This is a genomic window from Streptomyces sp. MspMP-M5, from assembly GCF_000373585.1.
In the GTDB taxonomy this organism is placed as follows: Bacteria; Actinomycetota; Actinomycetes; order Streptomycetales; family Streptomycetaceae; genus Streptomyces.
This window is the reverse complement of record NZ_KB891854.1, coordinates 274,153-286,948: the sequence shown is the minus strand read 5'-3', so window position 1 is coordinate 286,948 and position 12,796 is coordinate 274,153. Positions and strand designations below refer to the sequence as shown.

The following is a 12,796-nucleotide window of genomic DNA, read 5'->3' as shown; positions in this document are numbered from 1 at the left end:
TCGTCGTCCCCTCCCCCCGCCCGCCCCGTCCCGGCGCGGACCGACGGGCGGCGGAGGTCGGGGGACGCCCCGACAGCGAAGCCCCTGGTACCGAGGAGTTGTTGTGACCACCCGACCCGCACTGCTCATCGCCGGTCACGGCACCCGTCATGAAGGGGCGGCCGACGCCCTGCGCGCCCTGGTGGCGATGCTCGCCGAGCGGCACCCGGACGTGCCGGTCGCCGGCGGCTTCTTCGGCGCCCCGGCGTCGCCGCTGCCGCTGTCCGGCGCGGTCGACGAGCTGGCCGCGCGGGGCGCCGGCCGGCTGGTGGTGGTGCCGCTGCTGCTGGCGCCCACCGGGCCGATCCGGGAGTCCCTGCCGGAGGCGGTGGCGCGGGCGGCCGCCGCGCACCCCGGCCTCGGCTTCGTCTGCGAGCCCGCGCTGGGGCCGCATCCGCGGCTGCTGGAGGTGCTGGAGCGGCGGCTGGACGCGGCGCTGGGCGGCGGGGCGCGGCGGCCCGAGGACCGGGCCCGTACGACGGTGCTGCTGGTGGGCCGGGGCGCGGCCGATCCGTACGCCAACGCCGAAGTGGTCCGCACCGCACGGCTGTTGTGGGAGGGCCGCGGTTTCGCGGGCGTGGAGAGCGCGTTCGTGACGCTGGCGGCGCCGGACGTGCCGGCCGGGCTGGAGCGGTGCCGGGTGCTGGCCGCGGCGGCGCCCGGCGGGCCCGGCCCGGACCGGATCGTGGTGCTGCCGGGCTTCTTCTTCGCCGGTGACCTGCTGGAGCGGCTGCGGATGCAGACCGAGGGCTGGGCGGCGGTGCACCCGTGGATCGAGGTGCTGGGTGCGGAGCCGGTCGGTGCGGCGCCGGAGCTGGCCGAGGTGGTCATGGAGCGCTACCGGGCGACGGTGGCGGACGGGGCGGCGGGCGGCACTCCGGCGGGCGGTGTGCTGCCGGGCGCGGCCGTGGGTGCCGCGGCGGCCGCCGGGGGCGCGGCGTGACCGGGCCGGCGCCGTCCCCGGCGACCGCGGCGCCCGGCGAGCCGGCGTCCGATGCGGTGGATCTGCGGCACCACGGCGACGCCGAGGTGCGCGGTGCGGATCTGACGGACCTGGCGGTCAACGTCCGCGCGGGCACTCCCCCGGCCTGGCTGAAGGTGCGGATCGCCGCGTCGCTGGACGGGCTGGCGGCGTATCCGGACGGCCGGGCGGCCCGTCGGGCGGTCGCGGTGCGGCACGGGCTGCCGGTGGAGCGGGTGCTGCTGACGGCGGGTGCCGCGGAGGCGTTCGTGCTGCTGGCGCGGGCGGTCCGGGCCCGCCGGCCGGTGGTGGTGCATCCGCAGTTCACCGAGCCGGAGGCGGCGCTGCGGGACGCCGGGTACGCGGTGGGGCGGGTGCTGCTGGCGGAGCGGGACGGTTTCCGGCTGGATCCGGCGGCGGTGCCGGACGACGCGGATCTGGTCGTCGTCGGCAATCCCACCAATCCGACCTCGGTGCTGCATCCGGCGGGCGCGCTGGCCTCCTTGGCGCGGCCCGGGCGCACGCTGGTGGTGGACGAGGCGTTCATGGACGCGGTGCCCGGGGAGCGGGAGTCGCTGGCCGGGCGGGTGGGCGAGCTGCCGGGGCTGGTGGTGCTGCGCAGCCTCACCAAGACCTGGGGGCTGGCGGGGCTGCGGATCGGCTATGTGCTGGCGGGCGAGGAGACCGTGGCGGAGCTGACCCGGGCCCAGCCGCTGTGGCCGGTCTCGACGCCGGCGCTGGCCGCCGCCGAGGCGTGCTGTGCGCCGGCGGCGCTGGCGGAGGCGGCCGCGGCGGCCGAGGAGATCGCCGCGGACCGGGCCCATCTGCTGGCCCGGCTGGCGGCGTTCCCCTCGGTGGCGGTGACCGGACCGGCGGCCGGGCCGTTCGTGCTGGTGCGCCTGCCCGGCGCGGCGGCGGTCCGGGCCGCGCTGCGGGCCCGCGGTTTCGCGGTGCGCCGCGGCGACACCTTCCCGGGGCTGGGCCCGGACTGGCTCCGGCTGGCCGTGCGGGACCGGGCGACCACGGACCGGTTCGTGGCCGCGCTGGCGGACGTGCTGGGGCGCTAGGGCGCTTCTGACGGATCTCCGCGGCGTCGCGGCGCCTGGCACGCACTCTCGCGGCGTTGCCGGAATGTCTCCATAGCTCCGCTATGAAGCCATCCCGGCGCCTTGCGAGAGCACGCACCAGACGCCGCTCCTTCCTCCACGGAGATCCGTCAGAAGCGCCCTAGAAGCGCCCTAGGTGTGTTGTCCCGGTAACGGAGCGCGCCCGCGGCCTCCTTCGGGGCGGTGCCCCCGCCGGGGGCCACCGGGCCCCACACCCCGGCGGGCGCCCCGGCGAGGGGTGGGTGCGCCGCGCGGGCCCACGCGGCGCACCCCCGTCCCCGTACCGGCGCCCCCACGGCACCGGTGCGGGGCGGACCGGTCAGCCGCGCCCGGTGGCCGCGGCGTTCCTGCGGTGGCGGACGTAGCCGAGCGCCCCGGCGCCGCCGGCGACCAGCAGGGCCGCGCCGCCGACGAGGTACGGGGTGGCGGCGCTGCCGCCGGTCTCGGCGAGGTTCTGCCCGTCGACGGGACGGGCCCCGCCGGAGTGCACCTGGGTACCGCTGCCGGTGCCGGGCGCGTGGGGCCCGCCGGAGGGCGGGCTGCTGGGCTCGGCCGGGGTGCCGTGCGGGGTGGTGCAGGTGGCCCGGGCGAGGGTGACGTCGCCGTGCACCTCCGCGACATTGAGCTTCAACGGGTCGACCGAGACGCGGAGTCGGAGGGCGGTGGCGGCGGCGCTCGCCGAGGTGGTGCTCTTCTGCGAGAGGTCGAGCCGGACGTCGCCCACGCCGGGCACCTTGACCTCGGTGGTGCCGCCCGCGCGGAGCGCGACCCGCTTGCCCAGCACCACGATGTCGCCGAGGACCTGGGACTCGGCCCGCGGCCGCTGCCCGGCCGTGCAGACGGCGCGGGCGGTGACCTGCTGGACCTGGGCCAGCGGCAGCGCGGGGAGGCCGGGGAGCTGGACCTTGGCCCGGACGAGGTTGGCGTAGCCCTCGGCGGTGCGCCCGTCGGCGGTGGCGCGCGCGGTGGCGACGTCGGCGCGCAGCAGGTCGACCGGCCGGCCGCCGTCGATGCCGTCCAGACGGACGGTGAGCGCGGTCTTCTCGGCGGAGGCCGGGGCCTGGACGTCGTTGAGGACGGCCCGGACGGGGATGTTCAGGGTCTTGTCGAGCAGGCCGACGTCCAGGGCGGTGCGCAGCACCACCGCCCCCGAAGTGCCGTGGCCGCGGGTGTCGTTGCCGGTGGCGTACGCGGCGGGCGCGGCGGCGAGGGCGACGGCGGGACCGGCGGTCAGTGCGGCGGCGACCAGCGCGGCGCCGATCCGCCGGGTGGTGCCGGTGACGCCGGTGCCTCTGGTGGAACTGGTGGACACGTGTGTGGAACCCCCACATGAGAGATGGAGCCGCCGGCCGCGCCGATGGGGGACATCACGCGGGCCGACGGCCTCGACCCGCACATCGTGGACGCACGGAGGGTGAACGGTCAGCCACGCGAGGTCAGTTCACCCCAAAGGGTGGTTTTCGCATCCCGATTCGATTCCTTCCGGCTCCCCCGTCCCGGCGGCCCTCCCGCGCCCCAGCCGTACCGGGCCACGCGGGCCCGGCCGACCGCCGGAGGGCGCCATCAGCGCATCAGCACGCCGCCGTTGACGTCATAGGTGGCGCCGGTGACGAAGGTCTCCCGGGAGGCGAGGAAGAGGGCGACCCGGGCGACTTCCTCGGGGGTGGCAATCCGGCCCATCGGCACCTGGGCGGTGAGCTCGGCGAGCGCCTCCGGGCCGACCGAGCGGACCATCGGGGTGTCGATCATGGCCGGGGCGACCGCGTTCACCGTGACGCCGTACGGGGCGAGTTCGGCCGCGAAGACCCGGGTGAGGGCGATCATCCCGGCTTTGCTGGTGCCGTACGCGGCGCCCGTGGGGCGGGGCGTCTGGCCGGCGACGGAGGCCATGTTGACGATCCGGCCGAAGCCGCGGTCGCGCATGTCGGCGGCGACCGCGCGGGTCAGCAGGAAGACCGCGCGCAGATTGACCGCGAAGACGTCGTCCCACTCCTCGGGGGTGATCTCCCACAGCGACTTGGCGAGCGGCCGGGCGGCGTTGTTGATCAGCACGTCGACCGGGCGCCAGGCGCGGACCTCGGCATGGGCGGCGGCGAGCGCGTCCGGGTCGCGCAGATCGGCCCGGACCGGCCGGATCCGTTCGCCGCCCGGATCCAGCTCCGCGGCGAGGGCGCGGTTGGCCGCGTCGTCGACGTCCAGGGCNGCGATGTGGGCACCTTCGGCATGGCAGGCGCGGACCAGGGCGGCGCCGAGCCCGTAGGCGGTGCCGGTGATCAGTACGGTCCGGCCGTCGAGTCCGGTGTCGAGCATCCCGCCCCCTCAGGCCGTGCCGAAGAACAGCGGGCGGCCGACCCTGGCCTCGAAGCGCAGATAGCGCCACAGGCGGCTGTCGCCGACCGGGGTGTCGCGGACGATGCCGCAGACCCGGGAGACGGTCTCCAGGTCGGGGACGTCGGCGAGGACGTACGAGGTCCAGGGCCAGGCGGTGCTGGCGCCGACCATCAGCCGGTCGTCGTCCAGGGTGCCGAGCACCCGTACGCCGAAGCGCTCGCCGAGCCGGTCGAAGGCGGGCGGGATGGCGGCGGCCACGGTGGCGCGCAGGGCGTCGTCGGCGGCGAAGAAGTCCTGGGTGACGCCGAGGCAGAAGAGCGTACGCAGCGGGGCGGCGGGCGGCTCCGCAGGGGGCGCGGGGGCGGGTGCGGCTGCCGGGTCGGCGGTGGTCATCGCGGGCCTCGGGGAACGTCGGGGCGGCGGTGCGGGCGGGCAGGCCAGTGGGCGTGCGGCGCGGGCACCGTCGGCGGGTGGCGGGGGGTGAATAATTAGAGAATCGTCAACGTATCGACGCTCACCGACCGTACCACTCGTTTAGAGAGTTCTCGAACAATGCCTCGCACGGACCCGGCCGGCGCCCTGGGCGCGGACCCCGCGTCACGCCCGCCGGCGGCGGAACCCGCCGCCACCTCCGCCCCGGCCGACCCCGACCAGCCGGAGACCGCCCGGATCCGGCTCGGCGACCTGCTCCAGGCGTTCAGCGACCCACTGCGGCGGCGGATCGTGCACCGGCTCGCCACGGAGGGCGAGGCCGGGTGCGGGGACATCGAGCTGCCGGTCAGCCGGGCCACCGGCTCCTACCACTTCCGAATCCTGCGGACGGCGGGCTGGACCCACACCCGCCGGTCCGGCCGCGAGCGGTACGTCTCGCTGCGCCGCGCCGACCTCGAAGAGCGCTTCCCCGGCCTGGTGGAGGCGCTGCTGCGGGCCGACGCGGCGGAGCGCGACGCGGCGGCGGAGCCGGCGGGGGCGCCGGAGTCCGCGTAAGGAGCGGCCGGCGGGCGGTCAGCCCACGACGCGGCCGCGCAGCACCACCAGGCGCGGCGCCGCCAGCACCCGGACGTCGGCCCGCGGATCGGCCTCGTAGACGACCAGGTCCGCCGGGGCACCCTCGGTGAGGCCGGGGCGGCCCAGCCACTCCCGGGCGCCCCAGGTGGTCGCCGAGAGGGCGGCCTCCACGGGCAGGCCGGCCTTCCTCAGCTCGGCGACCTCGTCGGCGACCAGGCCGTGCGGCAGCGAGCCGCCGGCGTCGGTGCCGGCGTAGATCGGGACGCCGGCGTCGTAGGCGGCCCGCACGGTGTCGTAGCGGCGCTCGTGCAGCCGGCGCAGATGGTCCGCCCAGCGCGGGAACTTCGCCTCGCCGCCGGACGCGAGCTGCGGGAAGGTGGCGATGTTGACCAGGGTCGGGACGATCGCGACCTGGCGCTCGGCGAAGAGCGGGATGGTGTCCTCGGTCAGCCCGGTGGCGTGCTCGATGCAGTCGATGCCGGCCTCGACCAGCGGGGCGAGCGACTCCTCGGCGAAGCAGTGGGCGGTGACCCGGGCGCCGAGCCGGTGCGCCTCGGCGATGGCGGCGGCCACCTCGCCGGGCGGCCAGCAGGCGGTCAGATCGCCCACCGAGCGGTCGATCCAGTCGCCGACGAGCTTGACCCAGCCGTCGCCGCGCCGGGCCTCCCGGGCGACATAGGCGACCAGGTCGTCCGGCTCGATCTCGTGCGCGTAGTTGCGGATGTAGCGCCGGGTGCGGGCGATGTGGCGGCCGGCACGGATGATCCGCGGCAGGTCGGCGCGGTCGTCGATCCAGCGGGTGTCCGAGGGCGAGCCGGCGTCCCGGATCAGCAGGGCGCCGGCGTCACGCTCGGTGAGTGCCTGCTTCTCGCTGGTGGCGGCGTCCACCGGTCCGTGCGCGTCCAGCCCGACGTGACAGTGGGCGTCGACCAGGCCCGGCAACACCCAGCCGGTGACCGTCCTGGCATCGCGTGCCAGCGCCGGCCGCTCGTAGGTGACCCGGCCGTCGACGACCCACAGCTCGTCGCGGACGTCTTCCGGCCCGACGAGGACCCTCCCCTTGAGGTGCAGCACCGCACCTTCGCTCATGGACGTCATGCACGCACTGTATGCGGGGGCCGGAGCCGGCGGCCACGGTGTGCGGGGCCCGTGCGGCGCCCGTGCGCGGGCCCGTGTCGCCGCTCCGGCGGACGGTTATTCGAAAAACGCGGTGGGCGCTCCCGTACCCCTTTGAAGAAGCCGCCCCGAGCGTGTCCTCGGGCGAATTTCCAATTCCCCGACAGAACAGCTTCCCGTATTCGTATGCCCGCTTTCCCCAGCCTCAAACGCCAAGATTCCGCTAGTGCCAAGTCACGTAATTCAGGCACTTCACAGGAGCGTTACCGATCTGTGACTGACTACACAACGTGTCCGTTTCATCCCGAACCACCAGGGTCAAATCGTGACATTCTGCAACCGGTTCGCGCGCTCGCGTGCCCCCGCGCGATAACACAAAACCGCTTCTCGCGTAACCCCTGCCCGCGATGCAATTTGCTTTCCACCTCGGTAAATTTAATTTCCATGACCGCCGCACAAGCAGACCATGCCGGTGCCCGAAGCGAAATCAGAGAAATTCCGGAGGGCTTCAAGCTCGACACCCCCCGGGCGGAGGACGGGGCAGCGATCTGGCGCATCGCCCGCGACTCGAAGGCGCTGGACCTGAACTCCTCCTACAGCTACCTCCTGTGGTGCCGTGACTTCGCCGCCACCTCCGCCGTCGCCCGCGACGCGACCGGCGAGCCGGCCGCGTTCGTCACCGGCTACCTGCGCCCGGACCGGCCGGACACCCTCGTCGTCTGGCAGATCGCCGTCGACGCAGCGCACCGCGGACGGGGCCTGGCCGCCGCCCTGCTGGACGGGCTGACCACCCGCGCCATCGACGAACTGGGCATATCCCGCGTGGAGACCACGATCACCCCGGGCAACGCCGCCTCCAACCGGCTGTTCGCGTCCTTCGCCGAGCGGCACTCGGTGCCGGTCGAGCGCGAGGTCCTCTTCGACGCGGCGCTCTTCCCCGAGCAGGGCCACGAGCCGGAGGTCCTGCACCTCATCGGCCCGTTCGAGACGCCGCCCGGCAGCGGCCGCTGAGCCGGGCCGCGCGCACGGCGCCGCCCCCGGACTTCTCCCTCCCGCACTCATCTCCCAGGAGCATGCTGTGACCATCACCCAGCCCGATCTGAGCGTCTTCGAAACCGTCGAGTCGGAGGTGCGCAGCTACTGCCGTGGCTGGCCCACCGTCTTCGACCGCGCACAGGGCAGCCGCATCACCGACGAGGACGGCCACACCTACCTGGACTTCTTCGCCGGCGCCGGTTCGCTCAACTACGGACACAACAACCCGGTCCTCAAACGCGCCCTGATCGACTACATCGAGCGGGACGGCATCACCCACGGCCTGGACATGTCCACCACGGCCAAGCGGGCCTTCCTGGAGTCGCTGCAGAACATCATCCTGCGGCCGCGCGACCTGCCCTACAAGGTCATGTTCCCGGGCCCGACGGGCGCCAACTCCGTCGAGGCCGCGCTGAAACTGGCCCGTAAGGTCAAGGGCCGCGAGTCGATCGTGTCCTTCACCAACGCCTTCCACGGCATGTCGCTGGGCGCGCTCGCGGTCACCGGCAACTCCATGAAGCGGGCCGGCGCCGGCATCCCGCTGGTGCACGGCACCCCGATGCCGTTCGACAACTACCTCGACGGCCAGACCCCGGACTTCCTGTGGTTCGAGCGGCTGCTGGAGGACCAGGGCTCCGGTCTGAACAAGCCCGCGGCCGTGATCGTGGAGACCGTGCAGGGCGAGGGCGGCATCAACGTCGCCCGCCCCGAGTGGCTGCGCGAACTGGCCGCGCTGTGCGAGCGCCAGGACATGCTGCTGATCGTCGACGACATCCAGATGGGCTGCGGCCGCACCGGCGCCTTCTTCTCCTTCGAGGAGGCGGGCATCGTGCCGGACATCGTCACCGTCTCCAAGTCCATCAGCGGCTACGGCCTGCCGCTGGCGCTGACCCTGTTCAAGCCGGAGCTGGACATCTGGGAGCCCGGCGAGCACAACGGCACCTTCCGCGGCAACAACCCCGCCTTCGTCACCGCGGCCGCCGCCCTGGACACGTACTGGGCCGACGGCCAGATGGAGAAGCAGACGCTGGCCCGCGGCGAGATCGTCGAGGCGCACCTGAAGGCCATCGTCGAGGAGCACCCGGGCACCTTCGCCGAGTACCGCGGCCGCGGTCTGGTGTGGGGCCTGGAGTGCACCGACAAGCCGCTCGCCGGAAAGATCGCCAAGCGCGCCTTCGAGCTGGGTCTGCTGATCGAGACCTCCGGCCCGGAGAGCGAGGTCGTCAAGCTGCTGCCCGCGCTGACGACCACCCCCGAGGAGCTGGACGAGGGGCTGCGGACGCTCGCCCGCGCGGTCCGCGACTGCGCCTGACCGCCGCCCCCTTCCCGACGCCCTCACCGTTCCACAGAAAGGCAACCACGCAACATGATCGTCCGCTCGTTCAAGGACATCGAAGGCACCGACCGCCACGTCAAGGCGAAGTCCGGCACCTGGGAGAGCAAGCGCATCGTGCTCGCCAAGGAGCGGGTCGGCTTCTCCCTCCACGAGACGGTCCTCTACGCCGGCACCGAGACGTCGATGTGGTACGCCAACCACATCGAGGCCGTGGTCTGCGTCGAGGGCGTGGCCGAGCTGACCAACGACGAGACCGGCGAGCAGCACCTCATCACGCCCGGCGTGATGTACCTGCTCGACGGGCACGAGAGGCACACCATGCGGATCAAGGAGGACTTCCGCTGCCTGTGCGTCTTCAACCCGCCGGTCACCGGCCGCGAGGACCACGACGAGAACGGCGTCTACCCGCTGCTCACCGAGCCCGAGGCGAGCTGATCGCGGAGCCGGTACCACCGCGCGCCGGCGCGCTGCCGCGAGATTCCGTACGAGAGGAGAGGAAGGCACCACCATGACCACCGCACCCGAGCGCACCGCCGACCTGTACCCGACCCGTGGGACCGCCGAGGTCATCACCCCGCGGCAGGACCCGGTGGTGTGGTCGCAGCCCGGAGCGCAGGGCCCGTTCGCCGCGTCCGAGCTGGGCGACTTTGAACGCGACGGCTTCTTCGCCATGCCGGAGCTGCTCACCGCGGACGAGGTCGCGGTGTACCGCGCCGAGCTGGAACGGCTGGTGACCGACCCGGCGATGCGCGCCGACCCGCGCTCCATCGTGGAGCCGACGTCGCAGGACATCCGCTCGGTCTTCGAGATCCACCGGATCAGCGAGGTGTTCGCGAAGCTGGTCTCCGACCCGCGTGTGGTCGGCCGGGCCCGCCAGATCCTCGGCTCGGACGTCTACGTCCACCAGTCGCGGATCAACGTCAAGCCCGGGTTCGGCGCCTCCGGGTTCTACTGGCACTCGGACTTCGAGACCTGGCACGCCGAGGACGGGCTGCCCAACATGCGCACGGTGTCGGTGTCGATCGCGCTGACCGAGAACTACGACACCAACGGCGGCCTGATGATCATGCCCGGATCGCACCGGTACTTCGTCGGGTGCGAGGGCGCCACCCCGAAGGACAACTACAAGAAGTCGCTGCAGATGCAGGACGCGGGCACGCCGTCGGACGAGGCGCTGACCAGGATGGCGGACCGGCACGGCATCCGCCTGTTCACCGGCAAGGCCGGCTCGGCGACCTGGTTCGACTGCAACGCCATGCACGGCTCCGGCGACAACATCACGCCGTACCCGCGCAGCAACGTCTTCATCGTCTTCAACAGCATGGAGAACACCGCGGTCGAGCCGTTCGCGGCCCCGGTCCCGCGCCCGGAGTACATCGGGGCACGTGCCCCGTTCACCCCGGTCAAGTAGGGGCCGGCCGGGGTGCTCCGAGCACCCGGCAGCGGGCGGGCAGGCCCCGCGCACGGCCGCCGCGCCGCACCACGGGGGTGCGGCGCGGCGGCCGTCGTCATCGCCACCACTGATACTGACGCTCCGTCAACTTCCGTCAGTCCAGGACCGGGTAGTCCAGGTAGCCGGTGTCGTCGCCCCCGTAGAAGCTGCTGCGGTCCGGGGTGTTGAACGGACCGCCGGCGGCCAGGCGGCGCGGCAGGTCGGGGTTGGCGAGGAACAGCGCGCCGTACGCCAGCAGGTCGGCCTCGCCGCGCTCGACGAGCGGGAGCTCCTCCGGGCCGGTGGGCCGGCCGTCGGTGGCCGGGTTGAGCAGGAACGGGCCGCCGAACCGCTTCCGCAGCCGGGCCAGCAGCTCCCCGTCGCGCACGTCGCAGGTGTGCAGATAGGCCAGGCCCAGCGGGGCGACGGCCTCGACCAGCGCGGTGTAGGTGGCCTCGGGCGCGGGCTCGGCGATGTCGTTGAACGGGTTGCCGGGCGAGAGCCGCAGACCGGTGCGGTGCGCGCCGACCGCGCCGGCGACCGCCTCGACCACCGCGATCGCGAACCGGGCGCGGGCCTCGTCGGAGCCGCCCCACTCGTCGGTGCGCAGGTTGGCGTTGGGAGCCAGGAACTGGTGGACGAGGTAGCCGTTGGCGCCGTGGATCTCCACACCGTCGAAGCCGGCGTCCAGGGCGTTGCGGGCCGCGGCGGCGAACCCGTCGATGGTCGCGCGGATCTCCTCGCCGGTCAGCTCGCGCGGGGTGACGAAGTCCGTCGGGCCGTCCTGGGTGAAGCCCTGGCCGGCCGCCCGGACCGCGGACGGGCCGACCGGCACCAGTCCGTCGGGCAGCAGCACCGGGTGGCCGATCCGGCCGCCGTGCCACAGCTGGGCGAAGATCCGGCCGCCGGCCGCGTGCACGGAGTCGGTGACCCGGCGCCAGCCGGCGACCTGGTCCGCGGTGTGCAGGCCCGGGGTGAGCGGGTAGCCGCGGCCGACCACCTCGGTCTGGGTGGCCTCGGTGATGATCAGGCCGGCCGAGGCCCGCTGGGTGTAGTACTCGACCATGGACGGGGTGGGGACGCCCTCGGCGGTGGCGCGGTTCCGGGTCATCGGCGCCATGACGATGCGGTTGGCGAGCGGGATGCCGGCGAGTTCTATGGGGTCGAACGCGGTGGTCACTGACGGCCTCTCAGCTGGGTGTCACGGGACGTCAACTCGGCTGCCGAGCCGGACGCTTGGCCATTACATCAGCCACCGTCCCGCGTCCCGCATTCCCGCCTCCCGCACGGCATGCGGAGACGGGCCCGCCCGCCCCGTCACGGAACCAGCAGGGACAGCGCCCGGTCCACGTCCGCGGCCGAGTTGTAGAGGTGGAACGCCGCCCGCAGCAGCCCGCCGCGGACCGAGACCCGCACCCCGGCGCGGGCCAGCCGCGGTTCGGCGTCGGCCAGCCCCGGGGTGGAGACGATCGCGGAGCCGGGCGCGGGCACCGGGGCGAACCCGGCGGCCTCCAGGCCCGCCCGATAGCGGTCGGCCAGCGCGGTGTTGTGGGCGTGGACGGTCTCCACGCCCAGCTCCGCGAGCAGCCCGAGGGAGTGCTCGGCGGCCACGTAGGAGTAGTGGGCGTAGGGCTCGTCGTAGCGCCGGGCGGTGGCCGCCGGACGGTCGATCACGCCGTAGTTGGACTCCCCCGGGTCCTCCCCGGCGATCCAGCCCGCGTGCGCCGGCACCGGCCACCCCGGGCCGCCCGGCTCGCCCCGCTCCCCGCCGAAGACCATGAACGTCGTCCCGCGCGGGCACAGCAGCCACTTGAACGCCCCGCACACCACGTAGTCGAAGTCGGCGGCCCGCAGCGGCAGCCAGCCCGCCGCCTGGGTGGCGTCGACGTAGGTCAGCGCGCCGTGTGCGCGGGCGGCGTCCCGGACGGCGGCCAGATCGGTGATCCGCCCGTCCAGCGCGTGCACCGCGCTCACCGCGACCAGCGCCGTACCGGGCCGCACCGCGTCGGCGAGCGCCTCCCGCGGCACCGCCCGCACCGTGCAGTCGGCGCGCGCCGCCAGCGGATTCACCAGGGAGCTGAAGTCGCCCTCGGCGACCAGTACTTCGCTGCCGGCCGGCAGCGAGCCGGCGACGAACGCCGACTGCACCGCGACCGAACTGCCCAGCGCCACCCGCTCCTCGGGCACCCCCGTCAGCCGCGCGAACGCCGCGCGCGCCCGGGCCGCCGCCCCGAAGTAGTCAGGCCCCATCGTGCCGTACGAGGCCGACTCCGCCAGGGCGGCGGTCACCGCGGCGGCGCTCCGGGCGGGCAGCAGCCCGCTGGACGCCGAGTTCAGATAGACCGTCTCGGGCGCGAACTCGTCCCCGCCCAGTGCCGTGTGTCGCTGCATGGCCCCACTCTGGCCGGTCACCGACCCGGCGTCCACGGGAA

Annotated in this window: 13 protein-coding genes; 7 read left to right on the top strand and 6 right to left on the bottom strand. The window is 74.1% G+C overall.

Annotated features, from left to right (window positions below):
- Positions 1 to 103 precede the first annotated feature (103 nt).
- Positions 104 to 982, top strand: a complete 879-nt coding sequence (locus tag B073_RS0104435; protein WP_018536884.1) for a sirohydrochlorin chelatase — start codon at positions 104 to 106, stop codon at positions 980 to 982.
- Positions 979 to 2,067 carry an Rv2231c family pyridoxal phosphate-dependent protein CobC gene (gene cobC / locus B073_RS0104430; RefSeq protein WP_018536883.1) on the top strand — a complete coding sequence of 363 codons (1,089 nt, stop codon included), beginning with the start codon at positions 979 to 981 and terminating at the stop codon, positions 2,065 to 2,067. Before B073_RS0104435 ends, cobC begins: the two co-directional genes overlap by 4 nt.
- A 358-nt stretch (positions 2,068 to 2,425) precedes the next feature.
- On the opposite strand, the gene B073_RS0104425 is transcribed toward cobC, so the two are convergent.
- From B073_RS0104425 to B073_RS0104415, 3 genes are all read right to left on the bottom strand, one after another.
- Positions 2,426 to 3,418, bottom strand: a complete 993-nt coding sequence (locus B073_RS0104425) for an SCO1860 family LAETG-anchored protein (RefSeq protein WP_018536882.1) — start codon at positions 3,416 to 3,418, stop codon at positions 2,426 to 2,428.
- A 251-nt stretch (positions 3,419 to 3,669) separates the two neighbouring features.
- Positions 3,670 to 4,416, bottom strand: a complete 747-nt coding sequence (locus B073_RS0104420; protein ID WP_018536881.1) for an SDR family NAD(P)-dependent oxidoreductase — start codon at positions 4,414 to 4,416, stop codon at positions 3,670 to 3,672.
- A 9-nt stretch (positions 4,417 to 4,425) separates the two neighbouring features.
- Complete coding sequence (locus B073_RS0104415) at positions 4,426 to 4,830, bottom strand: hypothetical protein (protein ID WP_018536880.1); 405 nt, start codon at positions 4,828 to 4,830, stop codon at positions 4,426 to 4,428.
- Positions 4,831 to 4,989: 159 nt separating this feature from the next.
- Here B073_RS0104415 and B073_RS0104410 point away from each other — a divergent pair, with 159 nt between their 5' ends.
- On the top strand, positions 4,990 to 5,424 hold the full coding sequence (locus tag B073_RS0104410) for an ArsR/SmtB family transcription factor (RefSeq protein WP_018536879.1): 435 nt from the start codon (positions 4,990 to 4,992) through the stop codon (positions 5,422 to 5,424).
- Positions 5,425 to 5,442: 18 nt separating this feature from the next.
- Here the strand turns inward: B073_RS0104410 and B073_RS0104405 are convergent, their stop codons facing one another.
- On the bottom strand, positions 5,443 to 6,534 hold the full coding sequence (locus B073_RS0104405) for an amidohydrolase family protein (protein ID WP_078507891.1): 1,092 nt from the start codon (positions 6,532 to 6,534) through the stop codon (positions 5,443 to 5,445).
- 471 nt (positions 6,535 to 7,005) lie between these two features.
- Between B073_RS0104405 and ectA the strand changes: the two genes are divergently transcribed.
- The 4 genes from ectA to thpD all read left to right on the top strand — a co-directional run bounded on the left by ectA (position 7,006) and on the right by thpD (position 10,343).
- Complete coding sequence (gene ectA, locus B073_RS0104400; RefSeq protein ID WP_018536877.1) at positions 7,006 to 7,572, top strand: diaminobutyrate acetyltransferase; 567 nt, start codon at positions 7,006 to 7,008, stop codon at positions 7,570 to 7,572.
- Positions 7,573 to 7,639: 67 nt separating this feature from the next.
- Positions 7,640 to 8,908 (top strand): diaminobutyrate--2-oxoglutarate transaminase, encoded by a 1,269-nt coding sequence (gene ectB / locus B073_RS0104395; protein WP_018536876.1) that lies wholly within the window; start codon positions 7,640 to 7,642, stop codon positions 8,906 to 8,908.
- Between the two features lie 54 nt (positions 8,909 to 8,962).
- Positions 8,963 to 9,367 carry an ectoine synthase gene (locus B073_RS0104390; protein WP_018536875.1) on the top strand — a complete coding sequence of 135 codons (405 nt, stop codon included), beginning with the start codon at positions 8,963 to 8,965 and terminating at the stop codon, positions 9,365 to 9,367.
- A 73-nt stretch (positions 9,368 to 9,440) separates the two neighbouring features.
- Positions 9,441 to 10,343, top strand: coding sequence for an ectoine hydroxylase (gene thpD, locus B073_RS0104385; protein ID WP_018536874.1), 903 nt, complete (start codon positions 9,441 to 9,443; stop codon positions 10,341 to 10,343).
- A gap of 136 nt (positions 10,344 to 10,479) precedes the next feature.
- On the opposite strand, the gene B073_RS0104380 is transcribed toward thpD, so the two are convergent.
- Entirely contained in the window at positions 10,480 to 11,544 is a 1,065-nt protein-coding gene (locus tag B073_RS0104380; RefSeq protein WP_018536873.1) for an alkene reductase, read from the bottom strand.
- Between the two features lie 137 nt (positions 11,545 to 11,681).
- A complete protein-coding gene (locus B073_RS0104375; protein ID WP_018536872.1) occupies positions 11,682 to 12,755 on the bottom strand; it encodes an aminotransferase class V-fold PLP-dependent enzyme in 1,074 nt (357 codons plus the stop codon).
- Positions 12,756 to 12,796: the final 41 nt, after the last annotated feature.